Here is a 21807-nt window from a genome sequence, read left to right as displayed (position 1 = left end):
ATGAGCCAGTATGTCCTGCGTCGCCTCCTGATCGCGATTCCGAGCCTGCTCGGAATTTCGCTCGTGCTGTTCGTCGTGCTCGCACTCGCCCCGGGCGATCCTTTCTCGGAGCTGGCGACCAATCCGAACGTGCCGCCCGAAGTCGCTCTCGCGCTTCGGGCGAAGTTCGGCCTCGACGATCCGATCTACCTTCGTTACCTGCACTGGCTCAACGCCATGCTGCACGGCGACTGGGGTTTCTCCTTCGTCAGTAGGATGAACGTCGACACGCTCATTCTCCAGCGACTGCCAACGACGCTCTACGTGATCGGCTCGGCGCAGATTCTGGCGCTCCTGATCGCGATCCCGGTCGGGGTCTATGCCGCGACGAAACCTTATTCGCTGTTTGACCAGGTCGCCAACACGCTCGCCTTTGTCGGCTTCTCGCTGCCGACCTTCTTCACCGGCATCCTGTTCATCCTGATCTTCTCGGTCACGCTGGACTGGCTGCCTTTCGTCTACACGACCGACATCAAGGGCACGGGTATTCACTGGGTGCTGGAGATGATCCGGCAGGCGATCATGCCGGTGGCGGTGCTCGGCCTGTTCCAGGCGGCGTCGATGACGCGTTTCGTGCGCTCGGCGATGCTCGACGTGATCCGGCTCGACTACGTCACCACCGCGCGCGCCAAGGGCATCGGCCAGCGGCGTGTGATCATCAAGCACGTGATGCGCAACGCGATGATTCCGGTCGTCACGCTGATTGCGTTGCAAATCCCGGCGGTGTTCGGCGGCGCCATCGTCACCGAGCAGATTTTTCGCATCCCCGGCATCGGCTCGCTGCTGATCTCCTCCATCCTTTCCAACGACACGCCGGTGGTGATGGCCGTCACCTTCGTCTTTGCGTGCCTGGTCGTGCTGTTCAATCTCATCGCGGACGTTCTTTATGGCTGGCTTGACCCTCGCATCTCCCTCCGCTGAGCGGCGCGTCTACTCGCCCTGGCGCGAGACGTGGCGGCGCTATAGCCGGCACAAGCTTGCCGTGGTCAGCGCGTTCCTGCTCCTCGTTCTGATCCTGGCGGTGGTGGTCGGCCCCTTCGTCTGGCGGGTCAAGATCGACGACATCGATATCGTGGCGGGCATGCAGGGGCCGTCGCTGGCCCATCCCTTCGGCACCGACGATCTTGGGCAGGACATCCTCGCCCGCATGATCTATGGCGGGCGCATCTCGCTCGCGGTCGGTCTCGCCGCGATGCTGGTCTCGGTCTTTGTCGGGGTGCTGATCGGCGCGCTCGCCGGCATGTCGCGCGGCGCGCTCGGCCATGGGCTGATGTGGCTCACCGATCTCTTCCTGTCGCTGCCGCAATTGCCCCTGCTGCTGCTGCTGATCTATCTCTTCCGCGACGGACTGAAGGCCGCTTTCGGCCCCGAGGGCGGCATTTTCATCCTGATCGTGCTCGTGATCGGTGGCTTGCGCTGGATGCCGGTCGCGCGCCTCGTTCGCGCCCAGTTCCTGTCGATCCGCGAAAAGGAATTCGTTGAAGCCGCGCGCGCGCTCGGGGCAAGCCCGGTGCGGCAGGTGGTGCGCCATATCCTGCCCAATGCGCTCGGTCCGGTGATCATCGCCGGCACCATCGACGTCGCCGCCGCCATCATCGCGGAATCCACGCTGTCCTTCCTCGGCCTCGGCTTCCCTCCGGATACGCCGACCTGGGGCCGGCTGCTTTATGACGCGAAAGACTTTCTCGACATCGGCCCGCACTGGGCGCTGTTCCCGGGCGGCGCAATCTTCATCGCGGTGGTCGCCATCAACTTCATCGGCGACGGCCTGCGTGACGCGCTCGATGCGCGCCGGGTGATCTGATGGCGCCGTTGCTCGAGATCAAGGGACTGAAAACCCACTTCTCCACCGATGACGGCATCCTCCAGGCCGTCGACGGTGTCGACATCTCCATCAACCGGGGCGAGACGCTCTGCGTCGTCGGCGAATCCGGTTGCGGCAAGACCGTCACCGCGATGTCGATCCTGAAGCTGATTGCGATGCCGCCGGGCCGCATCGCGGCTGGCGAGATCATTTTCGAAGGCCGCGATCTCGTGCCGCTGACGAGCAGTCAGCTCGACGAGATCCGCGCCAAGGAGATCGGCTTCATCTTCCAGGAGCCGATGACCTCGCTCAATCCGGTGCTCACCATCGGCGAGCAGATCGCCGAAAGCCTGCGCCGCCATGAGAACGTCACCAGGAAACAGGCGCTCGAGCGCACCATCGAGATGCTCAAGCTGGTGCAGATTCCCAACGCCGAAGGCCGCGTGCACAACTATCCCCATCAGTTCTCCGGCGGCATGCGCCAGCGCGTGATGATCGCGATGGCGCTCGCCTGCAAGCCGAAGCTGATCATCGCCGACGAGCCCACCACGGCCCTCGACGTCACCATTCAGGCGCAGATCCTCGACTTGCTCCAGGACATGAAGGAACGTTTCGGCATGGCGGTGATGTTGATCACCCATGCCATGGGCGTCGTCGCCGAGACCGCGCAACGCGTCGTCGTGATGTATGCCGGCAAGGTGGTGGAGGAGGCGTCTGTCGACGAGCTTTTCGGCAATCCCGGCCATCCCTATACCCAGGGACTGATCCGCTCGATCCCGCGCATCGATCTTGCCAGCGAGCACAAGGTACGTCTGGAGGCGATCGGCGGCTCGGTGCCGATCCTGATCAATCCGCCGGTCGGCTGCCGCTTCGCTCCGCGCTGCCGCCACGCCATGAGCGTTTGCACCGAGAGGGAGCCGTTGCTGCGCGAGATCGCGCCCGGCCACCGCATGGCCTGTCATCTGGGAGATACGCAGTTGGGAGGCGCAGCATGACCGAGCCTTTGCTCCGCGTCAGCGGCCTGAAGAAATATTTTCCCGTGCACGGCGGGTTGTTGTCGCGCCAGGTCGGCAGCGTTTATGCCGTCGATGGGGTCTCGTTCTCGGTCAACCGCGGCGAAACGCTCGGCCTTGTCGGCGAATCCGGCTGCGGTAAGTCGACGACCGGACGCTGCGTGCTGCGCCTGATCGAGCCGACAGACGGCGAGGTCGTGTTCGATGGCCAGGATGTCCGCCAGCTCGGCGGCAACGATTTGCGCGCGATGCGGCGGAACATGCAGCTGGTGTTCCAGGATCCGTTCGCCTCCCTCAATCCGCGCATGACGGTCGGCGCCATCCTCGGCGAAGCCCTCGTCATCCATAAGCTCGGCTCATCCGCCAAGGAGCGTGAGGATCGCGTCGCGAGCCTGCTGGTGAAGGTCGGGCTCAAGGCCGAGCACATGCGCCGCTATCCGCATGAATTCTCCGGCGGTCAGCGCCAGCGCATCGTGATCGCGCGTGCGCTTGCGGTCGAGCCGAAACTGATCGTCTGCGACGAACCGGTGTCTGCGCTCGACGTCTCGATCCAGGCGCAGGTCATCAACTTGCTGGAAGACCTCCAGGCCGAGCTGAACCTCACCTATCTCTTCGTTGCGCACGATTTGTCGGTGGTCGAGCACATCTCCGACCGCGTCGCGGTGATGTATCTCGGCCGCATCGTCGAGCTCGCCAAGGCCAGCGACCTCTACCGCAATCCGCAGCATCCCTACACGAGGGCGCTGTTATCAGCGGTGCCGGTACCCGATCCCAAGCTCAAGCGCGAGCGCATCCGCCTCAAGGGCGACGTTCCGAGCCCGATGAAGCCGCCGTCGGGCTGCCACTTCCACACCCGCTGTCCTATCGCCCAGCCGCGTTGCGCCGAAAGCGCGCCGGAGCTGAAGGAGGGAGCGGGCGGGCACTTCGTGGCGTGTCATCTCGCCTGACGCCGGGAAAAGCGGAGCGCGCATTCATGCGTGAAGCAGGCCGTGCTCCGAAAGGGCCTGCCTGAAAGCCTCAACCGAGGTATGGTGATGCGCGAACAGACCCGCCTCTCGCGCGCCGGCGACATTGGCCATGAGATCGTCGACGAACAGAACGCTCTCCGGTTTGAAGTCGAGCTCCGATAGACAGAGGCGGAAGCAGCGCGGGTCCGGCTTCGCCGTCTTGAACCGGGCCGAGGCGTAGATTCGCGAGCCGAACAGCGGCGGCAATTCTGGCAGCAGCGCAGCGATATGGTCGGCTACCAGCGTGGTGTTGTTGGTCAGGACGGCAATGTCGACGGTTTGACGCAAGCTGCCGGCAATCTCCAGCATCGCACGATTGGCCTGCATTGAACGGCGTCGCGCCTCAATCCACTCGTCCAGTGACAGCGGATAGCCGATGCGCTCGCCGAAACCCCGCAAATAGTCCGCGGCGTCGAGAGTGCCGGAATCGCCGAGCAGCTCGAAGCCGCTGTCCCAGATCGCCTTGTGGACGGATTCGCTCGTGGTCCCCGCAACCTTCGCCAGCCATGCGACACGTTTTGCCCTGTCGTACTCGCAGAGGACATTGTCCATGTCGAAGAGGACGAGTTTGATTTGACCAGTCACAGCAGCACTCTCGGATTGGCCGGACATCCGGCCGTGATCCAAGCCATACCGCGCTGGAGCGCAGGCGACAAATCCGGGGCAGCGCCTGATTACCGGAACTCGCGAGGCCCGTGTTCGTGACTGCCTCGCAAACGTCGTCCGCAGCTGCGCCGGCCAGGGCAGCGTGCGCAACGCCTGGTGAGCCGTATCACCCCTCCAGCGTGAAGCCGACGCGCAACGTCACCTGATAATGGCGAACGGTATTGTTCTCTATGTGGCCCCGGGTCTGCACCACCTCGAACCATTTCATTTCGCGAACGGTCTTTGCGGCGCGGCTGACCGCGTTCTTGATCGCATCCTCGATCGAGGTCTCGGACGATCCGACCAGTTCCAGGATCTTGTAGACGTGATCGTGCTCGGCTGTGGGCATCGCAAGTCTCCCCTCTTGTGCTGTGGCAGTGTGGCGTGTCGCCGACAATCGGCGCCTGTGGAAACGTCTGGCCTCGGCTTTGAACGGGCGTCGGCGCTTCAAGTTCCGTGCTTTGAGATCTGCCAGCTCACCTGGTTCGAGACGCTCCGTCTGCATCGACAGGCATGCTGATCGTTCTCGTGATCAGTGTGGTCTCCGCCGCAATCATCCATGACAAGCCGCTTGGCTCCCGCGAATGAGCGGCGCTGGCACTCACGCTCGGGGGACGCTTGCCTTGCAGCGGGTGTAGAGGCTCAACTCCGCGGACCGCAGCCTGACGCGCGGAGCCGAGATTGGTGCCGCAGTTCGGCGCTCCCCTACGGATCCAGCTCCGTATCCCAGTAGAGATAATCCAGCCAGCTGTCGTGCAGATAGTTTGGCGGGAACAGCCGGCCGTTACGGTGGAGCTGGTGCACGGTCGGCGCGAAGGCGTGCTGGCGCGGAAACATCTTGGCCTGCACCGGCGTCAGATTGCCCTTGCGCAGATTGCAGGGCGAGCACGCCGCGACCACATTCTCCCAGGTGGTCTGGCCGCCTTTGCTGCGCGGGATGATGTGGTCGAAGGTGAGGTCTTCGGGCGAGCCGCAATATTGGCAGGCGAAGCGATCGCGCAGGAAGACGTTGAATCGGGTGAAGGCAGGGTGCGTGGTCGGCTTGACGAAGGATTTGAGCGAGACGACGCTCGGCAGCTGCATTTGCAGCGTGGGACTATGGACCGCCTGATCGTAATGCGCGACGATGTTGACGCGGTCGAGGAATACCGCCTTGATCGCGTCCTGCCACGACCACAAAGACAGTGGGTAGTAACTCAGCGGCCGGAAGTCCGCATTCAGCACCAACACCGGCCAATGGCCTTGCGAGACATGTGCGTTCAAGTAACGCTCCTGGCCTCCAATGTACGCTGCGAAGCAGCACGTAACTGACATACTACATGCAGCGTGACGGGATTGTGAAGCCCGTCGAGCGACTTATTCCGGCGCAAGCAATGCGGCCGAGGGGTGGCAAAGCGCGCAAAACGCCGTGATTTCCAGGTCCGAGGCGGTGCGGGCAGCTTCGTCCTGACAGCGCGACGTGGATGTGCTGAGACAGCTACTCCCGTACCCGCTCCAGCTTCTGCAAGCACCGAGTGGCGCGCACCGCGGCCGGCATCTCCTCATCCGGAAAGCTGGTTTTCCAGTCGGTGACGCCGACCTCGCCGACATAGATGTCGCCCCTGGAATCCAGCGCGATGCCGTGCGGCGCCAGGAATTTTCCGCTCGCAACGCCCGGGCCCGCCTCGCCGCCGAGCCGCGCGATGCGGTTGCCTTTCGCGTCGACGATCGAGAGCCGCGGGCCGAGATTGGGCACCTTGCGGTTGACGGCCAGGCCAGGGCCGAGTTCCCCGATGATGAAGGTCGGGCTCTTGCCGCCGCCGCAACAGCACAGCGCACAGGGGCGGTGCAGATTGTTCCACTGCGTCTCGTACTTGCCGTTGCCGTCGAACACCTGAACGCGATGGTTCTCGCGGTCGGCGACATAGACAAAGCCGTCGGCATCGGTGGCGATGTTGTGCACGATGTTGAACTGGCCGGGATCGGTGCCGGGCTCGCCCCAGCTTGTCATCAGCTTGCCATCGGGTGTGAATTTGTGCACGCGCGCATTGCCATAGCCGTCGGAGACGTAGATTTCGCCCTTCGGCGACAGCGCGGTGTGGGTGCAGCGGTGGAAGGGATCGCCGCTCATGAACGGCGACGGTTTTTCGGGGATGCCGATCGTCAGCAGCACCTTGCCGTCGGTGGTGCACTTGCGCACGGTGTGGTCGCCGTCATCGGTGCAATAGAGATTGTCGTCGGCGTCGATGTGCAAGCCGTGGGCGCGCGAGAACAGGCCTTCGCCCCAACTGCGCAAGAAATTGCCCTCGCGGTCCAGCACGACCATCGGATGGGCCCCGCGGTTGAAGACGTAGACGCGGTCCTTGCTGTCGACCGCGACCGAAGCGACATCGGTGAGCTGCCATCCGTCCGGCAGCTTTGCGAAGTTTTCAACGACGCGGTAGCGGTGCTCGCCGGTGCCGAGAATGGCTGGCATGGGTGTTCTCCTCTTATTCGTGTCGGCGGTGCGCGATCGTCTCCACACTGTCATTGCGAGCGCAGCGAAGCAATCCAGGCTCTCTCCCCGGAAAGACGCTGGATTGCTTCGCTGCGCTCGCAATGACGAGGAGGCTCAAATTGCGCCCGCCTCACGCCCCAAGATCCCTTCTTCGATCGCCTTGATCTGGAGCGCGAGATATTTCGAGTTGATCCGGCATTGCGCGAGGCTGCCGGCGATGAACCAGAGGCCGGGCTGCCTGGTGCGCACGTACATATTGCGCAGCTCGAGGCCGTCGCCAAAGCCCCAGATCGGGCCGACCCGGTCGGCGACGCCCTCGCCGAACAGTCTCCGCACCAGATATTCCTGCGTCTTGTAGCCGGTCGAAAGCACGATCAATTCGGCCGCAACGGTCGTGCCGTCCTTCATCCGCGCGCCCTCGGGGACGAAGCCCTCGATGTCGGAAAACTGCCTGAGCTTGATCGCACCCTCGACGACGAGGTTGGAGCAGCCGACGTTGAAATAATAGCCGCCGCCGCGGGTGAGATATTTGAACTGCCAGCCAGTCCCGGCCTCGCCGAAATCGAGCTTGAAGCCGACTTTGCGCAATCCCTCGAGCAGCTCCTTGTCGAGTTCTTTCGACTGCTCCGTCAGCATCACATGGGTCTTTTTCGCCAGCGGCGTCGGCATCGAGGTCGCGATCAGATCGTTGTCCTCGAGCGTGCCCTCATTGTAGGTAGCATAGGCGAGTTGCGCCGACGGCTCGATATTGGTGACGAGTGTAGGTGAACGCTGCACCAGCGTCACGTCGGCTCCACTGGAGTGAAGATCCTGCGCGATGTCATGGCCGCTATTGCCGGTGCCGATGACGATGGCGCGCTTGCCTGTCCAGTTCTCGCCGTCCTCGTAGCGGCTCGAATGCAGCAGCGTGCCCTTGAAGTTGTCGAGGGTCGGAATGACAGGCACATTTGCGATGCCGCTGACGCCCGTTGCCATCACCACATGGCGCGGGTGCATGGTCCGTTTGCGACCGTCCGCGCCTCGCAACGTGACGGCCCAGTGGCCCTTCGCATCGTCGTAGGCGCCGCCCTCGAATTCGGTGCCGGTCCAGAAGTTCAGCTCCATCGCGTCGACGTAAGCTTCGAACCAGTTGGCGAGCTTGTCCTTGGGGATATAGGTCGGCCAGCTCGGCGGAAACGGCATGTAGGGCAAATGATTGACCTGCACCTGGTTGTGCAGGGTCAGCGCGTGGTAGCGCTTGCGCCAATTGTCCCCGACCCGTGCCTCGCGGTCGACGATCAGGGTGTCGATCTTCAACTGCTTCAGCCGCGCTGCAATCGCGAGCCCGGCCTGGCCGCCGCCGACCACCAGCACGGTGGGATCGCGATCGGCGTAGTCGCGCGAGGCGTTGCGCAGGTCGAGCCAGTTCGGTCCGCGGAAGTCGCGCGAATAGGCCTGGCCGCGCGGCCGCGAGGTGCCGAGCTGCTCCTCGAAGCCCTTAAGCTCGTCGAGCGCGGTGAGGAGCGTCCACGCTTTCAGGCGGTCGCCGTCGGAGGCGTCGGGCACGAGCCGGACGATGCCGCTGCCGCGCCCCAGTGCGGTCTCGAAATTGAAGATGGCTTCGATAGTGTTGGTCCCGGCACGCGTCACCCAGCGCGGTGGCGCCCGGTTCGGCGCGATCTTGAAGCTGCCCGGCGCGATCTTTGCGGCGAGCGTTGTCAGCTCCTGCTTGACCGAATCGCCGCCGGCGGTCGTTTGCAGGTTCCAGCTGAGTGCCAGCACGTCGCGCCAATAGCTGTCGGCGAGGAAAAGACGATCCAGCCCAGCGCCATCGGGTGCGCCAAGCGTGCGCTCGAATTCGTCGAGCCAGGCTTGCGCGGATGCGGCAATATCCTTCGTCCTGTCCAGCATGCGACCTCGTGCCGTCTTCGCGGCGTTTCCTCTGGGGTCGAACGCTATACCGTTTCGCAGGCAGTCAAAAGCCGATTACCCGAGCAGCGAGAACATGTGCCCCTGCTTCAGCGGAATGCGCCCGTTGACAGAGACCTTCCGCACTCTCGTGGTGTTCGAGGAGGGGCACACGAAAAAGGCTCCACCTTGGTGGAGCCTCCCTCGCGTTTGGGATTCACAGCCGCTCGCGTGGGGGCGAGCGGAACATCCCTATCTCACCCGCGTGCCGGCGCCGTACAGCTCACGCTCGCGGCCGACATCGTCAGGCGACAACGGCGGGCTTGCGGCATCGAAGCCGTTCCAGCCGGACTTTTGCCAGGCGGTGCTGCGTTCCTGCAGGTTCACGGCCTTCTCGTGCAGAAGGGCATCGAGACGCGTGCGGTCCTGGTCGGGTACCCGCGCCGATACCAGCGTTCCGCCGCGCCGGACGCCTTCCGCGTAGCGCGACGCATCGTCCGTGGAGACGCCGGCTTCGGTCAGCGCGCCGACGATGCCGCCTGTCGCGGCGCCGGCCGCGGCACCAACTGCCGTCGAAGCCAGCCATCCGGCAGCAACCACCGGCCCGAGTCCGGGAATAGCCAACAAGCCGAGTCCTGCAAGCAGGCCCGCCGCGCTTCCGATTCCAGCGCCGATGCCAGCACCCGTGCCGGCACCTTCGGCGCGATCGTCGACGCCGTCGCGGTCGCGGTCGACCTTGCCGGTGGAGGAGCCGTACCAATTATCGGAATTGTTCGCGACGATGCTGATGTCGGAGTGCGGCACGCCCGCGGCCTCCAGACGCCTGACCGCACGTTCCGCATCCGAATAGGTGTCATAAAGGCGAGAAATGGTGGTGGTCATGTTTTATCCTCCTTACTTGGCGGGGTTCACGTTGCCCTGAAAATCGACGCTCACGTCCGCCTTGGTCCCAGCCTTGTCGGCCTTACCGCGCCAGACGCCGTTATCGTCCTTTTTCAGTCCGGAAACATTGGAATAGCCCGCGCCCTCGATCTTCGACTTCGCCTGTCCCTCGGTGAAGCTGTTGCGGCCTGCGACGGGTGCGTTTGAGTTGTTGTGATCAGAGCTGTTGACGGCGTTGTTGCCCGGGCCGCTTTGTGCCTTTTGCGACTGTGCGCTTACGGGCATTGATCCGAGCAGCAGGACAGCCGCAGCGAGCGAAATTAGACGTGACATAGTTTATCCTCCGGCAGTGATTGTGCCGGTCGACAACAGACGAGATTCGAATTGGTTGCGGCAGCTCGGAAATCGAAGCGCGTGGATTCAGCGTTCTCGAATTCTCAAGAATCCAGGAACGATTGCCGCTCTTTCCCGTTATGCAGTCTGCACTTTGCCCGAGAAGACTGGCTCTTGCGTGAGCTGAAAGTGAGCTCCCGGCTCACGCTGCCCAATAGGGCTCCCGCAGCTTGCGCTTGAAGATCTTTCCCGTTGCCTCGCGCGGCAGCGCGTCGCGGAATTCGACGTTCTTCGGCACCTTGAAATTGGCAAGCCGCTCGCGCAGGAACGATCGGACGGCGTCGGCCGAGAGCTCGGCATCCGCCTCAGGCTCGACAAAGGCGCACAGCCGTTCGCCGAATTCCGCGTCGGGGATGCCGAACACGGCACAGTCGCGCACGCCGGGCATTCCGATCAGCGCGTTCTCGATCTCTGCGGGATAGATGTTGACGCCCCCGGAGATCACCATGTCGCGCTTGCGGTCGCACAGGAACAGATAGCCGTCCTCGTCGAGGTAGCCGACGTCGCCGACGCTGACCAGGCCGTCGCGGCCGGCCTCGGCCCTTGCCTGCGACCTGCCGTGATAGTCGAAATCGGGCACCGCCGTCTGGCGCATGTAGATTTCGCCGACTTCGTTGGCACCGCACGGGCTGCCGTCGTCGCGGAAGATCCTGACGATGCCGCCTTCGATGGCGCGGCCGACCGTGCCGGGCTTCTTCAGTGCTTCCTCGGCCGAGTGCCACACCGGGATCCCGGTCTCCGTGGAGCCGAAATATTCGTGGATGACGGGCCCCCACCAGTCGATCATGGCGCGCTTGACGTCCGGCGGGCAGGGCGCGGCGCCGTGCACGACGAAACGCAGCGACGACAGGTCGTAGCGTTGTCTGACCGCTTCGGGCAACCGCAGCAGCCGGACGAACATGGTCGGTACCATGTGAATGTGCGTGACGCGGTGGCGCTCGATCAGAGCCAGCAGTTCCTCGGCATCGAACCGCGCCTGGAGAATGATGGTGCAGCTGCTCCGAAATGCCAACATGCCGTAGGAATGCGGCGCCGAGTGATACATCGGCCCGTTGATCAGCACGATTTGGTTGTCCCGCGGCTTGATGCCGTAGGCGATCCCGCCCACACGTTCCGAGGCGGCCGCCTGTTCGGGCTGCATCGGCATGCGCCGCACGCCCTTCGGCATGCCCGTGGTGCCCGATGTGTAGATCATCGCTGCGGCCCGCCGCGGCGGCTCCTGCGCTTGCGGATGGTCGTCGCGCCAGCGGTCCCAATCGGTCAGTCCCACCGGGATCTCGGTCAGCTCTGGAGGGATCGAGAAGGTCGCTGCGAGTTCGGGCGGCGTCGCGACGACCAGGAGAAGGACATCCGCCGGTACGCCGTCGCGGATATGCGGCAGCAAATCGGCATGGCAGACGAGGATCTTCGCCCCGCTGTCAGCCAGGATGTAACGGACCTCCTCGGCCTTCAGATGCCAGTTGATGGGCACCACCGGACTGCCCAGCGCGGCCGAGGCCGCAACCACCTCGAACAGGGCGAAATCGTTGCGCAGCATCATCGCGACCGGCGCGGCCTCGGCAAGCCCCAGGGCGCGGAAGCCGCTCATCGCCCGCCTGATCCGGCCCCGGATGTCGTCATAGCTGATCTGGCGTTCGCCGCTGATGATCATGGCGTCTCCTCATTCCGCTCGTCTAGCGATCATCCAGCACGTCGCCGAAGCCGACCCAGCTCTTGCCGTTGAAGCGCCGGAGCTGAAGCTGCTGGAACGGCAGATAGTCGTCGGGGCCGGTCGTAACAGCCATTCCCGGCAGCAGCAGCGGCAACTTCACATCCTTCAACGAGGCCGCCTGGCGCATGATGTTGTCGCGGCTGATATCATCCTTGCACGCCTTCAGCACCGTCATCAGCAGCGTGGCATAGTGATAGCCCGCGGCGTAGTTGGAGTTGGAGAGGTCCGCGGTCGGCATGTAGCGCTTCATGAAGGCGAAGTATTCCTTCACGCCGGGATCGTCGGCCCATTGCGGGTCCATCGTGTCCTTCTGGTTGCTCGACGAGATCAGGCCGACCGCGTTGTCGAGCCCTGCCGGCTCCAGAAACGAGATCGAGGACGCCGAGGTCGGCACGAAGAACAGCTCCGGCTTCCAGCCGATCTCGGCCACGCCCTTGACCATCTGCGAGGTGAACTTGCCGAGCACGACGCCGAACAGCACGTTGGCGCCTGACGCTTTCAGCGTTGAGAGCTGCGAACTGATCGTCGGCGCGCTGGTCTCATAGCTTGCTTCCGCCACGATCATGCTTGCGGCCTTGGTCCCGAGCGCGCGCTTGAACCCCGCGACATAGTCGCGGCCGAAATCGTCGTTCTGCGACAGGATCGCGATCTTGGCATCCGGCTTGGTCTGCAAAATATATTTGGCATAGACCACGCCCTCGGACTCGTAGGCCGCCATGCCCGGCATCGTCCACGGGTTCTTCTGTGGATCGGCCCATTTGGTGGCGCCGGAGAGCACGAATAGCTGCGGCACTTTCTTGGCGTTGAGATAGCGCTGCACGGCGCTGTTGGTGGCGGTGCCGAGCGAGCCGAACATCATCAGCACCTCCTCTTGCTCCACCAGCTTGCGGGTCTGCTCGACGGTCTTCGGCGGCGAATAGGCGTCGTCCAGCGTGATGAACTTGATCTTGCGGCCGTTGATGCCGCCTTCGGCATTGACCTTCTCGAAGAACGCTTCCTGCGTTCGTCCGATTGTGCCGAAGCCAGAGGCCGGACCGCTATAGGGCAGGGTCTGCCCGATGCGAATCTCGTCGCTGCCTTCGGCATGGGCGCTGCCGCCAGCGAGCGTCAGCAACGACATGCCGATCAGTGCGGCTGCCAGCTTCATGGTGTCCTCCCGTTTTGGTGTTGGTCCGAGCTCGTCAGGCGCTGGCGCGCATCAGGAAATCCTGCCGGGCCTGGTCGAATTCCCGCTTCATCCGGTCGACAAGCTCGGCGACCGGCGGGGCGTCGGCGATCTGGCCGATACCCTGGCCCGAGCCCCAGATGTCGCGCCACGCCTTGGACTTCATGTTGCCGCCGGAGCCGAAGTTCATCTTCGTCTTGTCGGCCGCCGGCAGGTTGTCCGGATCGAGGCCGGCGGCGGCGATCGATGGGCCGAGATAGTTGCCGTGCACGCCGGTGAAGAGGTTGGTGTAGACGATGTCGTGCGCGGCGTGCTGTGTCAGGGCTGACTTGTAGGCTTCGTCAGCATTGGCTTCCTTCGTCGCGATGAAGCGCGTGCCCATATAGGCGAGATCGGCGCCGAGCGTCAGCGCGGAGGCGATTGCGAAGCCGTCGCTGATTGCGCCCGACAGCAGGATCGCGCCGTCGAACCATTGCTTGACCTCACGTACCAGCGCGAAAGGCGAGAGCGTTCCTGCATGTCCTCCGGCGCCGGCGCAGACCAGGATCAGGCCGTCAACGCCTTGCTCGGCGGCCTTGCGCGCGTGCTTGACGTTGATGACGTCGTGGAACACGAGGCCGCCGTAGGAATGTGCGGCCTCGACGATTTCGGCGGGCGGTCGCAGCGAGGTGATGATGATGGGCGCCCTGTGCTTCACACAGGTCTCCATGTCCTTCATCAGCCGGTCGTTGGAGGCGTGGCAGATCTGGTTGACGGCGTAGGGCGCGACCTTCTTGCCGGGATTGCGCGATTTGTATTCGCCGAGTTCGTCCTCGATGCGGCTCAGCCACTCGTCGAGCTTTTCGACCGGACGGGCATTGAGCGCCGGAAACGAGCCGACCACGCCGGCCTTGCACTGGGCGATCACCAGCTCGGGGCCGGAGACGAGGAAGAGCGGCGAGCCGACCACGGGCAGCTCGAGCGAATCCTTCAAGAGAGCGGGCAGCGCCATGATGTCCTCCCGAAAACGCAGCCCGCCGGCAGGCGGATGACGAGGCGTTTCCCTGTTGATCGTCGCGGGCGAGTTGCCGCCCATGTTTCATTTGACGCCATTATAGGGTTGGAGTGCGGCCTCCGATCGTTCAATATTGAACGGATGACTATTCAGATTTGAACAGAGGCCGCGCATGGACTGGGACCTTTGCAAGACCTTCGTCGCCGTGGCCGATACCGGCAGCTTCACCGGCGCGGCACGCCGGCTGCACAGCAGCCATCCCACTGTCAGCCGCAAGATCGCGGCGCTGGAAGCCCAGCTCGGCACCAGGCTGGTGGCGCGCGCCGCCGACGGCCTGGCGCTGACCGCGGATGGACGGACACTGCGCGAGCACGCCGAGGTGATGGCGGCGGCCGCGCTGCGGGCGGAGACGGCAGTCTCGGCCGGAGGACACAAGGCGCGCGGTACCGTCAAGCTGTCGATCGGCGCGACGCTGGCCTCGCACTGGCTGATGCCGCGCCTGCCTGCTTTCCTGCGCGCGCATGATCACGTCCAGCTCGAGATCATCACCCATCCGTTTCCGGCGAGCGTGCGCCGGCGCGAGGCGGATGTGGTGCTGCGGCCCTTCGACAGCGGCGAGGAAAATCTGGTCGGCCGCAAGATCGGCCGTCTCGGCACGGGATTCTACGCCTCGCGGGAGTACGTGGGCGGGCGGTCCTTGCCGGAACGGCGCGGCGAGTGGAAGGGGCACAGCGTCATCGGTTTCGCCGACCAGACCTCCAACGTCCAGCTTGCGCGCTGGAGCGACGTCGTCACGCGTCAGGCCAGGGTGGTGATGCGTTGCTCGTCCCAGGGCGACATGCTGGCGGCGGTGCGCGCCGGACTCGGAATCTCCGCCCTGTCGTGCTTCGTCGCGGAAAGCTATCCCGATCTCGTGCGTGTCGCGCCGCAGAAGCTCGCCAGCGTGGCGGACCTGTGGCTGCTCGCCCATCCCGACCTCGTCGAGCTGCCGGCGGTGCGGGCCGTCATCGACTTCGTCGCCGATTGCGCCCGGACCGATCGCGTCAGGTTGCGGGGCTAAGCTGATCCGGCGATGACGCCTTCGCGCTTTTTCACCGCGCGATAATAGCTCCACCACAGATGTGCCGCCGCGCCGCGCAGGGGGCGCCAGGGTTCGGCGAGCGGCGCCATCTGCTTCTCCGTCGGCCGCGCCTGCAAGCCGAGGCCAATCTTGATCCCCTCCTGCACAGCGAGGTCGCCGGCCGGCCAGGCGTCGCCATGGCCGAGGCAGAACAGCAGATAGACGTCCGCCGTCCACGGTCCGATGCCGGGCAGTGCGATCAGCGTGTGATGCGCGGCATCGGCGTCTTCTTCGGCGAGCACGTCGAGGTTCAGCCGCTCCGCCATGATCTCGCGCGCGAGATGTTTCAGCGTCTTGATCTTTGCGGCGGACAGGCCGAGCCGCCCCAGCCGGTCGGTGCGCGCGCGTCGCACCGCGTCATGGTCGAACGGATCGAAGGCAGCCGACAGTCGTCCCCAGATCGCCGCGGCGCTGGCGGTCGAGAGCTGTTGCCCGCAGACGATATGCGCAAGCCCGGCAAAGCCCGGCTCGCGCCGCCGCAATGCCGGCATGCCGGCCGTCGCTAGTACGGGCTTCAGGCGCGGATCACGCTTGACCAGCACGTGGACGGCCTCTTCGAGATCGGATTGGGTTTCGAGGTGGATGGTCATGGCTTGCTCAACTTGTCATGCGCGGGCTTGACCGCGTACCGAATATCTTACTCGGTCATTCCGGGGCGAGCCCGGAATCTCGAGATTCCGGGTTCGGTCCTGCGAACCGCCCCGGAATGACAACCGTGACGGTGAAGCCTGGCCATGATGAGTTCCGAAGCATGTCGCTACCCGTTTTCCGATTTGCCCCGAGTCCGAACGGCTACCTGCACCTTGGCCACGCCTATTCAGCGCTGTTGAATTCCGACCGGGCGCGCGAGACCGCCGGGCGGTTGCTGCTCCGCATTGAGGATATCGACGCGACGCGTTGCCGGCCGGAGTATGAGGCAGCGATTGACGAAGACCTAGCTTGGCTCGGCATTGCCTGGGAGACGCCGGTGCGGCGGCAGTCGGAGCATCTCGACGCGTATCGGGCGGCGCTGGACAGGCTCTCGGCGCTCGGCCTGGTCTATCCAGCCTTCGAAAGCCGCGCCGAGATTGCAAGGCTGGTTGCGGCGCGTGAAGCGGATGGGCCGTGGCCGCGCGATCCCGACGGCGCGCCGCTCTATCCCGGCGACGCCAGATCGCTGTCCGCCGACGAGCGCGATCGCCTCATCGACACCGGCGCGCCTTATGCGCTTCGGCTCGACATGGAGGCGGCCTGCCGCCGCGCCGTCGGCCTGAGCTGGAACGAACTGGGCGAGGGGCCCGATGGTGAGCGTGGCGTCGTCCCGGCGCGGCCAGAAGCCTGGGGTGACGTCATTCTGGCCCGCAAGGAGACGCCGACGAGTTACCATTTGTCCGTCGTTGTCGACGATGCGCTCCAGGACATCAGCGAGATCGTGCGGGGCCAGGACCTGTTCCACGCCACTTCGGTCCACCGTCTGCTTCAGGTTCTGCTCCGCCTGCCGGAACCCGTCTACCGCCACCATGGGTTACTTCGTGACGAGAGCGGCCGGAAGCTGTCGAAATCAACCAGCTCGACTGGCCTGCGTGAATTGCGCGCTGCCGGCGCCACGCCGGCCGGTATCCGCCAGCTGGTGGGATTAGGTTAAGTTTCTCTGGGGGTTAGCCAAACGCTACCGTGACTCCGGGTGTTCCGCCGTGCCATGCTCGCCTCACGGCCCGGGTTCGAAGGGGATACTTCGAAGGGGAGTTATGGCGGCGAAAACGCGCGCAGCGCGCACTACGGGGACGTCCAAGCGAGTGGCTCGGAAGCGCTCCGGGCCGACCGCCCGGTTGGGCAAGCGCAGCACCAAGCGGGTCGAGCCGGACGTCGTCCAGGCCGCGCTTGCCGCCTTTGCCCATGAGGTCCGCACCCCCCTGACCGGCATTCTCGCGATCAGCGACCTGCTCGCGACTTCGGATCTCGGTGAGCGGGAAAGACGCTGGGCGGACACGATCAAGGCCGGTGCCGAGCATCTGGCGAACCTTGCCACCCTGTTCGTCGATGCCGCCAGAACCGGCAAGGGCGTCGGGAAGGGGGGCGGGGGTGGAAGCACGCTGCGGCAGGATTTGTTCGACCTGCGGACCCTCGCCCGCAACGCCGGCGATTCGCTGGCCGGTCGCGCCGCGGCCAAGGGTCTCCAGGCCAAGGTCGATATCTCGGAGAAGCTGCCGGGGCTGGTGGTCGGTGATCCCGTCCGCCTGCGCGCCGCGCTTGAGAACCTGATCGACAATGCCGTGAAATTCACCGAGCACGGTGGCGTGGCGCTCACGGTCGCGCCTTGGCGTTCCGTCAAGAGCAAGGACAAGACCAAGAGCAAAGGCAAAGCAAAGGGTAAAGGCAGCATCGGCGTCGCCTTCGCCGTGTCCGACAGCGGGATCGGGCTCACCATGGCCGAGATCAAGCGGCTGTTCCGGCCGTTTACCCAGGCCAATGTCACCATCGCCTCGCGCTTCGGCGGCGCCGGCCTGGGCCTGTCGTCGGTGAAGCAGCTGGCGCGCGCGATGGGCGGCGACATCACGGTCGCCCCCCGGCCCGGCGGCGGCGCCACCTTCACGTTGACGGTGTCGGTGGATGCCACGGGATCGGGCAAGTCCAGCAGGGCGAAGCGCGAAGCCGGGATGGATGCAGTCCCGGCGCTGCGCTTGCTCAGCGTCGAGGACAATCCGTTCGGCCGCGTCGTGCTCAACACCATCCTGACCGAGCTCGGTCATCATGCCGAGTTCATCGGGCGCGGCGAGGACGCGGTGAACCGGCTCGCGCAGGGCGCCTTCGACGCGGTGCTGATGGATATGGTGCTGCCGGGCATCAATGGCGTCGAGGCGATCAGGCGGATCCGCACCATGGCGACGCCGTTGGCTCAGATCCCCATCATCGGGGTGTCAGGTCGCGGCGAAGACGAAGTCGCCTCACGCGAGGCCGGCGCCGACGCCTTTCTGGTCAAGCCTGTGTCTCCGCGGGCGCTAGCGACTGCGCTGCTTGCAGCGACACGCCGTGAGGAAGCCGCGACTTGATGATCGCGGCGTTGAGCTCGCCGCCGAAAACGAAGATCGCGGCGATGAAGTACAGGAACACCAGCGCGATGATCACCGAGGCGAGCCCGGCATACATCGTCACGTAATTGTTGGCGAAGCGCGCGAGGTACTGGCCGAAGACGATGCCCGAGATCAGCGACGCCACGATGGTGAAGACGATGCCGGGCAGGATCTGGAGGAACCGACGCCGTCCCGCCGGCAGCCAGGTATGCAGGATGATCAGCGCCACCACCAACGCGGCGACGGTGATGCCGTAGCGCAGCCAGGTGAGGATCCTCTCGTTGGATTCAACGAACAGAGGAATGTGCGCACGCGCCGCCTCGATGAGCAGCGGACCGAGCACGATCAGGAATGCCATGGCGAGCGCGGTGAAGGCCGCAATCAGCGTGTATGCGATCGATTCCAGCCGCAGCCAGTACCAGGGCCGCATCTCCACGACCGCATAGGCGCGGTTGAGCGCGACCCGCAGCGCCTCGACGCCGTTGGAGGCGAAGTAGACCGACAGCACCGCACCGATGGTGAATAGGCCGGTGCGGGTCGTGGTCAGCACGTCGTGGACTTCCCCCGAGATCGAATCCGCGACCTGCTTGGGCCAGACCTGGAGCATTAGGCTGGCCGCCTGATCGGCGAGTTCCTTGGAGCCGAAGAAGCCGGCGAGCGAGGTCAGCACGATCAGGAACGGGAACAGCGCCATCAGCGTCGACAGCGCGATGTGGCTCGCGATCGCCCAGCCATCGTCGGCCAGGAACGTGTAGAACGCGTCCATCACGACGACGTAGATGGTGCGGATTGCCTTCACGCGGCACCTGCACAGCTGTTGCCAAGCCCTCTTCCCGCACGCGGGAAGCGCATTCCGGCCTCTTCCCGCAAGCGGGGAGAGGCGAAGAGGATGGGCAGTTCGCGCAAATCCAGATTCATCCAGCTAGCTTCTGATATTATTGGCTTAAAAGCCAGATCGGGAACGCCATGGCGGACCGGCGCGCAGGGTGTTATCTACCCTCGGATGGCATCCCTCCTGAGTACTTTCATCCTGCCGATCGCGGCCGGCGCCGTGGCGTTGGTGCTGCTGCTCGGTCTCATCAACATGATGCGCGGCGGCTCGCCCAACACCTCGCAGAAGCTGATGCGCTGGCGCGTGCTGCTTCAGTTCGTGGCGATCGTCATCGCGATGGTCGCCGTGTGGGCGATGGGGCGTTAACATGGTCGTGCTCAACCGCATCTATACGAAAACCGGTGACGACGGCACGACAGCGCTCGGCTCGGGCGAGCGCCGGCCGAAATACGATCTGCGCATCGAGGCCTATGGCACGGTCGACGAGACCAATGCCGCGATCGGGGTCGTCCGTCTGTACACAAAGGATGCGCCGGAGCTCGACGCAATGCTCGGGCGCATTCAGAACGATCTGTTCGACCTCGGCGCGGACCTCGCGGTGCCCGAACGTGAGGGCAAGGCGGAGCGGCTGCGGGTGGTCGCGAGCCAGGTCGAGCGGCTCGAGCGCGACATCGACGCGCTCAACGACAAGCTGGCGCCCCTGACCTCGTTCGTGCTGCCGGGCGGAACGCCGGCCGCTGCCACCCTCCATGTCGCCCGTACGATTTGCCGCAGGGCGGAACGCGTGATGGTGGAACTGGCGGCCCGGCCGGAAGAGCCTGTCGGTGCCGCTGGCATTCAGTATATGAATCGCCTGTCGGACTTCCTGTTCGTGGCCAGCCGCGCCAGTAACGATGACGGCGCCGGCGACGTGCTCTGGGTTCCGGGCCAGAATCGCTGACCCATCAGGCGGCGCATTTCTGAGCGCCAAAATTACACCCCTTCGCGCGTTGACCGGGCCGGATCAGGCCTTTAGGTTCCGCGCCAGTTGATAAACCCCCTCCCAGATTGAGTGAAAGAGGATCGATGAAGGTCTTGGTGCCGGTAAAGCGGGTGGTCGATTACAACGTCAAGGTCCGCGTCAAGAGCGATGGATCGGGCGTTGAACTCGCCAATGTCAAAATGTCGATGAACCCATTCGACGAAATTGCGGTCGAAGAAGCGCTGCGCCTGAAGGAAGCCGGCAAGGCGACCGAAGTCGTGGTGGTTTCCATCGGGCCGGCGCAGGCGTCGGAAACGATCCGCACCGGTCTCGCCATGGGTGCCGATCGCGGCATCCTGGTGAAGGCAGAGGGCGCGGTCGAGCCGCTCGCCGTCGCCAAGATCCTGAAGAAGATTGCGGACGAAGAGCAGCCGGGCCTGATCATTCTCGGCAAGCAGGCGATCGACGACGACAGCAATCAGACCGGCCAGATGCTGGCCGCGCTGCTCGGCTGGTCGCAGGCGACCTTCGCCTCGAAGCTCGAGGTCGAAGGCAGTGACTTCAAGGTCACCCGCGAAGTCGATGGCGGCCTGCAGACCGTGAAGCTGATGGGACCGGCGATCGTCACCACCGATCTCCGTCTCAACGAGCCGCGCTACGCCTCGCTGCCGAACATCATGAAGGCCAAAAAGAAGCCGATTGCGAACAAGACCGTGGCCGATTACGGCGTCGACCCCACCCCCCGCCTCGAGGTCCTCAACACGACCGAGCCGGCGGGCCGCAAGGCGGGCGTCAAGGTCAAGGACGTCGCCGAGCTGGTGTCGAAACTCAAGAACGAAGCCGGGGTGCTCTGATGACGACGCTTCTGATTGCCGAACACGACAATGCGTCGCTCAAGGATGCGACCAACAAGGCCCTGACCGCAGCGGCCGCGCTCGGCGCGGACGTCGAGGTTCTGGTGGCCGGCGAGAACGCCAAGGCCGCGGCGGACGCCGCGGCAAAGCTCGCCGGTGTGAAGAAGGTGCTGCTCGCCGACGGCGCGCTTTACGCGCACGATCTGGCCGAGCCACTGGCCGCGCTGATCGTTTCGCTGGCTCCCGGCTACGAGGCCATCGTCGCGCCCGCGACCTCGCGCTTCAAGAACGTGATGCCGCGCGTCGCGGCCCTGCTCGACGTCATGCAGGTCTCGGAGATCACCAAGGTGGTCGCCCCCGACACCTATGAGCGTCCGATCTACGCCGGCAACGCCATCCAGACGGTGAAGTCGAAGGACGCCAAGAAGGTCATTACGGTGCGCACCTCCACCTTCGCCGCAGCCGGTGAAGGCGGCAGCGCGTCGGTCGAGAGCGTCGCGGCGGCGGCCGATCCGGGCCTGTCGTCCTTTGTCGGTGAGGAAGTCGCAAAGAGCGACCGTCCCGAACTGACCTCGGCCAAGATCATCGTCTCCGGTGGCCGCGCCATGCAGAGCCGCGAGAACTTCGCAAAGTACATCGAGCCGCTCGCCGACAAGCTCGGCGCCGGTGTCGGCGCTTCGCGTGCCGCGGTGGATGCGGGCTATGCGCCGAACGACTGGCAGGTCGGCCAGACCGGCAAGGTCGTGGCCCCCGAGCTCTATGTCGCCGTCGGCATTTCCGGCGCGATCCAGCATCTGGCCGGCATGAAGGACTCCAAGGTGATCGTCGCGATCAACAAGGACGAGGACGCGCCGATCTTCCAGGTCGCCGATTACGGCTTGGTCGCCGACCTCTACCAGGCGGTTCCGGAGCTGACGGCCGAACTCGGCAAGCTCGGCAAGTAAACGCGCTAAAACACCGGCCGGAGCCATAAA

23 protein-coding genes are annotated in these 21807 nt (G+C 64.7%); 11 read left to right on the top strand and 12 right to left on the bottom strand.

The window, feature by feature from the left end; translation table 11 throughout:
- The 4 genes from BRA471DRAFT_RS33360 to BRA471DRAFT_RS33345 are packed head-to-tail and all read left to right on the top strand — an operon-like array spanning nucleotide 1 to nucleotide 3803.
- Nucleotides 1-960, top strand: a complete 960-nt coding sequence (locus BRA471DRAFT_RS33360) for an ABC transporter permease (RefSeq protein WP_007597394.1) — start codon at nucleotides 1-3, stop codon at nucleotides 958-960.
- A complete protein-coding gene (locus BRA471DRAFT_RS33355) occupies nucleotides 926-1843 on the top strand; it encodes an ABC transporter permease (RefSeq protein ID WP_007615333.1) in 918 nt (305 codons plus the stop codon). The genes BRA471DRAFT_RS33360 and BRA471DRAFT_RS33355 overlap by 35 nt, the downstream gene beginning before the upstream one ends.
- On the top strand, nucleotides 1843-2838 hold the full coding sequence (locus BRA471DRAFT_RS33350) for an ABC transporter ATP-binding protein (RefSeq protein WP_007615332.1): 996 nt from the start codon (nucleotides 1843-1845) through the stop codon (nucleotides 2836-2838). The genes BRA471DRAFT_RS33355 and BRA471DRAFT_RS33350 overlap by 1 nt, the downstream gene beginning before the upstream one ends.
- Nucleotides 2835-3803, top strand: a complete 969-nt coding sequence (locus BRA471DRAFT_RS33345; RefSeq protein WP_007597389.1) for an ABC transporter ATP-binding protein — start codon at nucleotides 2835-2837, stop codon at nucleotides 3801-3803. The genes BRA471DRAFT_RS33350 and BRA471DRAFT_RS33345 overlap by 4 nt, the downstream gene beginning before the upstream one ends.
- A gap of 24 nt (nucleotides 3804-3827) precedes the next feature.
- Here BRA471DRAFT_RS33345 and BRA471DRAFT_RS33340 read toward each other — a convergent pair whose 3' ends face one another.
- From BRA471DRAFT_RS33340 to BRA471DRAFT_RS33295, 10 genes are all read right to left on the bottom strand, one after another.
- On the bottom strand, nucleotides 3828-4475 hold the full coding sequence (locus BRA471DRAFT_RS33340) for an HAD family phosphatase (RefSeq protein WP_007615331.1): 648 nt from the start codon (nucleotides 4473-4475) through the stop codon (nucleotides 3828-3830).
- Between the two features lie 160 nt (nucleotides 4476-4635).
- Nucleotides 4636-4857 carry a dodecin gene (locus BRA471DRAFT_RS33335; RefSeq protein WP_007615330.1) on the bottom strand — a complete coding sequence of 74 codons (222 nt, stop codon included), beginning with the start codon at nucleotides 4855-4857 and terminating at the stop codon, nucleotides 4636-4638.
- A gap of 356 nt (nucleotides 4858-5213) precedes the next feature.
- Nucleotides 5214-5771, bottom strand: a complete 558-nt coding sequence (locus tag BRA471DRAFT_RS33330) for an HNH endonuclease (RefSeq protein ID WP_007597381.1) — start codon at nucleotides 5769-5771, stop codon at nucleotides 5214-5216.
- A gap of 214 nt (nucleotides 5772-5985) precedes the next feature.
- Nucleotides 5986-6963: a peptidyl-alpha-hydroxyglycine alpha-amidating lyase family protein gene (locus BRA471DRAFT_RS33325; protein WP_007615329.1), complete on the bottom strand. Its 978-nt coding sequence runs from the start codon at nucleotides 6961-6963 to the stop codon at nucleotides 5986-5988.
- Between the two features lie 135 nt (nucleotides 6964-7098).
- A complete protein-coding gene (locus tag BRA471DRAFT_RS33320; RefSeq protein WP_007615328.1) occupies nucleotides 7099-8874 on the bottom strand; it encodes an NAD(P)-binding domain-containing protein in 1776 nt (591 codons plus the stop codon).
- A gap of 249 nt (nucleotides 8875-9123) precedes the next feature.
- Complete coding sequence (locus BRA471DRAFT_RS33315) at nucleotides 9124-9753, bottom strand: general stress protein (protein ID WP_007615327.1); 630 nt, start codon at nucleotides 9751-9753, stop codon at nucleotides 9124-9126.
- Nucleotides 9754-9765: 12 nt separating this feature from the next.
- Nucleotides 9766-10086, bottom strand: coding sequence for a PepSY domain-containing protein (locus tag BRA471DRAFT_RS33310; RefSeq protein ID WP_007615326.1), 321 nt, complete (start codon nucleotides 10084-10086; stop codon nucleotides 9766-9768).
- A 202-nt stretch (nucleotides 10087-10288) separates the two neighbouring features.
- Nucleotides 10289-11797, bottom strand: a complete 1509-nt coding sequence (locus BRA471DRAFT_RS33305) for an acyl-CoA synthetase (protein ID WP_007615325.1) — start codon at nucleotides 11795-11797, stop codon at nucleotides 10289-10291.
- A 22-nt stretch (nucleotides 11798-11819) separates the two neighbouring features.
- Complete coding sequence (locus BRA471DRAFT_RS33300; protein ID WP_007615324.1) at nucleotides 11820-13004, bottom strand: ABC transporter substrate-binding protein; 1185 nt, start codon at nucleotides 13002-13004, stop codon at nucleotides 11820-11822.
- A 34-nt stretch (nucleotides 13005-13038) separates the two neighbouring features.
- On the bottom strand, nucleotides 13039-14013 hold the full coding sequence (locus tag BRA471DRAFT_RS33295) for a nitronate monooxygenase family protein (protein ID WP_007615323.1): 975 nt from the start codon (nucleotides 14011-14013) through the stop codon (nucleotides 13039-13041).
- A gap of 175 nt (nucleotides 14014-14188) precedes the next feature.
- On the opposite strand from BRA471DRAFT_RS33295, the gene BRA471DRAFT_RS33290 reads away from it, so the two are divergent.
- Nucleotides 14189-15076 carry a LysR family transcriptional regulator gene (locus BRA471DRAFT_RS33290; protein WP_007615322.1) on the top strand — a complete coding sequence of 296 codons (888 nt, stop codon included), beginning with the start codon at nucleotides 14189-14191 and terminating at the stop codon, nucleotides 15074-15076.
- Here the strand turns inward: BRA471DRAFT_RS33290 and BRA471DRAFT_RS33285 are convergent.
- Nucleotides 15073-15726: a DNA-3-methyladenine glycosylase gene (locus BRA471DRAFT_RS33285; RefSeq protein ID WP_007615321.1), complete on the bottom strand. Its 654-nt coding sequence runs from the start codon at nucleotides 15724-15726 to the stop codon at nucleotides 15073-15075. The genes BRA471DRAFT_RS33290 and BRA471DRAFT_RS33285 overlap by 4 nt on opposite strands.
- Nucleotides 15727-15887: 161 nt before the next feature.
- Between BRA471DRAFT_RS33285 and gluQRS the strand changes: the two genes are divergently transcribed.
- Both gluQRS and BRA471DRAFT_RS33275 read left to right on the top strand, forming a co-directional pair.
- Complete coding sequence (gluQRS, locus tag BRA471DRAFT_RS33280) at nucleotides 15888-16760, top strand: tRNA glutamyl-Q(34) synthetase GluQRS (protein ID WP_007615320.1); 873 nt, start codon at nucleotides 15888-15890, stop codon at nucleotides 16758-16760.
- Nucleotides 16761-16863: 103 nt separating this feature from the next.
- The gene (locus tag BRA471DRAFT_RS33275) at nucleotides 16864-18165 is read left to right on the top strand and encodes an ATP-binding protein (protein WP_007615319.1); all 1302 of its coding nucleotides are present in this window, start codon (nucleotides 16864-16866) and stop codon (nucleotides 18163-18165) included.
- On the opposite strand, the gene BRA471DRAFT_RS33270 is transcribed toward BRA471DRAFT_RS33275, so the two are convergent.
- Nucleotides 18092-18985 carry a YihY/virulence factor BrkB family protein gene (locus BRA471DRAFT_RS33270; protein WP_007615318.1) on the bottom strand — a complete coding sequence of 298 codons (894 nt, stop codon included), beginning with the start codon at nucleotides 18983-18985 and terminating at the stop codon, nucleotides 18092-18094. The genes BRA471DRAFT_RS33275 and BRA471DRAFT_RS33270 overlap by 74 nt on opposite strands.
- A gap of 204 nt (nucleotides 18986-19189) precedes the next feature.
- On the opposite strand from BRA471DRAFT_RS33270, the gene BRA471DRAFT_RS33265 reads away from it, so the two are divergent.
- The 4 genes from BRA471DRAFT_RS33265 (at nucleotide 19190) to BRA471DRAFT_RS33250 (ending at nucleotide 21777) form a co-directional block, all read left to right on the top strand.
- Complete coding sequence (locus tag BRA471DRAFT_RS33265; protein WP_035974492.1) at nucleotides 19190-19384, top strand: twin transmembrane helix small protein; 195 nt, start codon at nucleotides 19190-19192, stop codon at nucleotides 19382-19384.
- Nucleotide 19385: 1 nt separating this feature from the next.
- Nucleotides 19386-19958: a cob(I)yrinic acid a,c-diamide adenosyltransferase gene (locus BRA471DRAFT_RS33260; RefSeq protein WP_007615316.1), complete on the top strand. Its 573-nt coding sequence runs from the start codon at nucleotides 19386-19388 to the stop codon at nucleotides 19956-19958.
- A gap of 125 nt (nucleotides 19959-20083) precedes the next feature.
- Nucleotides 20084-20833, top strand: coding sequence for an electron transfer flavoprotein subunit beta/FixA family protein (locus BRA471DRAFT_RS33255; protein ID WP_007615315.1), 750 nt, complete (start codon nucleotides 20084-20086; stop codon nucleotides 20831-20833).
- Nucleotides 20833-21777: an electron transfer flavoprotein subunit alpha/FixB family protein gene (locus BRA471DRAFT_RS33250; protein ID WP_007615314.1), complete on the top strand. Its 945-nt coding sequence runs from the start codon at nucleotides 20833-20835 to the stop codon at nucleotides 21775-21777. Before BRA471DRAFT_RS33255 ends, BRA471DRAFT_RS33250 begins: the two co-directional genes overlap by 1 nt.
- The last annotated feature ends 30 nt before the right edge of the window (nucleotides 21778-21807 follow it).

The organism is Bradyrhizobium sp. WSM471, assembly GCF_000244915.1.
GTDB lineage: Bacteria > Pseudomonadota > Alphaproteobacteria > Rhizobiales > Xanthobacteraceae > Bradyrhizobium.
The sequence above is the reverse complement of the archived record's forward strand: the minus strand, read 5'-3'. Positions and strand labels throughout refer to the sequence as shown.

Excerpts from the sequence above, each read along its gene's own strand:
- BRA471DRAFT_RS33290 (WP_007615322.1), top strand. The coding sequence starts at position 14,189 with ATGGACTGGGACCTTTGCAAGACCTTCGTCGCCGTGGCCGATACCGGC.
- BRA471DRAFT_RS33265 (WP_035974492.1), top strand. The coding sequence starts at position 19,190 with ATGGCATCCCTCCTGAGTACTTTCATCCTGCCGATCGCGGCCGGCGCC.
- BRA471DRAFT_RS33360 (WP_007597394.1), top strand. The coding sequence starts at position 1 with ATGAGCCAGTATGTCCTGCGTCGCCTCCTGATCGCGATTCCGAGCCTG.
- BRA471DRAFT_RS33285 (WP_007615321.1), bottom strand. The coding sequence starts at position 15,726 with ATGACCATCCACCTCGAAACCCAATCCGATCTCGAAGAGGCCGTCCAC.
- BRA471DRAFT_RS33295 (WP_007615323.1), bottom strand. The coding sequence starts at position 14,013 with ATGGCGCTGCCCGCTCTCTTGAAGGATTCGCTCGAGCTGCCCGTGGTC.
- gluQRS (WP_007615320.1), top strand. The coding sequence starts at position 15,888 with ATGTCGCTACCCGTTTTCCGATTTGCCCCGAGTCCGAACGGCTACCTG.
- BRA471DRAFT_RS33335 (WP_007615330.1), bottom strand. The coding sequence starts at position 4,857 with ATGCCCACAGCCGAGCACGATCACGTCTACAAGATCCTGGAACTGGTC.
- BRA471DRAFT_RS33310 (WP_007615326.1), bottom strand. The coding sequence starts at position 10,086 with ATGTCACGTCTAATTTCGCTCGCTGCGGCTGTCCTGCTGCTCGGATCA.
- BRA471DRAFT_RS33315 (WP_007615327.1), bottom strand. The coding sequence starts at position 9,753 with ATGACCACCACCATTTCTCGCCTTTATGACACCTATTCGGATGCGGAA.
- BRA471DRAFT_RS33345 (WP_007597389.1), top strand. The coding sequence starts at position 2,835 with ATGACCGAGCCTTTGCTCCGCGTCAGCGGCCTGAAGAAATATTTTCCC.
- BRA471DRAFT_RS33325 (WP_007615329.1), bottom strand. The coding sequence starts at position 6,963 with ATGCCAGCCATTCTCGGCACCGGCGAGCACCGCTACCGCGTCGTTGAA.
- BRA471DRAFT_RS33255 (WP_007615315.1), top strand. The coding sequence starts at position 20,084 with ATGAAGGTCTTGGTGCCGGTAAAGCGGGTGGTCGATTACAACGTCAAG.
- BRA471DRAFT_RS33300 (WP_007615324.1), bottom strand. The coding sequence starts at position 13,004 with ATGAAGCTGGCAGCCGCACTGATCGGCATGTCGTTGCTGACGCTCGCT.
- BRA471DRAFT_RS33350 (WP_007615332.1), top strand. The coding sequence starts at position 1,843 with ATGGCGCCGTTGCTCGAGATCAAGGGACTGAAAACCCACTTCTCCACC.
- BRA471DRAFT_RS33340 (WP_007615331.1), bottom strand. The coding sequence starts at position 4,475 with ATGTCCGGCCAATCCGAGAGTGCTGCTGTGACTGGTCAAATCAAACTC.
- BRA471DRAFT_RS33275 (WP_007615319.1), top strand. The coding sequence starts at position 16,864 with ATGGCGGCGAAAACGCGCGCAGCGCGCACTACGGGGACGTCCAAGCGA.
- BRA471DRAFT_RS33355 (WP_007615333.1), top strand. The coding sequence starts at position 926 with ATGGCTGGCTTGACCCTCGCATCTCCCTCCGCTGAGCGGCGCGTCTAC.
- BRA471DRAFT_RS33250 (WP_007615314.1), top strand. The coding sequence starts at position 20,833 with ATGACGACGCTTCTGATTGCCGAACACGACAATGCGTCGCTCAAGGAT.
- BRA471DRAFT_RS33320 (WP_007615328.1), bottom strand. The coding sequence starts at position 8,874 with ATGCTGGACAGGACGAAGGATATTGCCGCATCCGCGCAAGCCTGGCTC.
- BRA471DRAFT_RS33260 (WP_007615316.1), top strand. The coding sequence starts at position 19,386 with ATGGTCGTGCTCAACCGCATCTATACGAAAACCGGTGACGACGGCACG.
- BRA471DRAFT_RS33305 (WP_007615325.1), bottom strand. The coding sequence starts at position 11,797 with ATGATCATCAGCGGCGAACGCCAGATCAGCTATGACGACATCCGGGGC.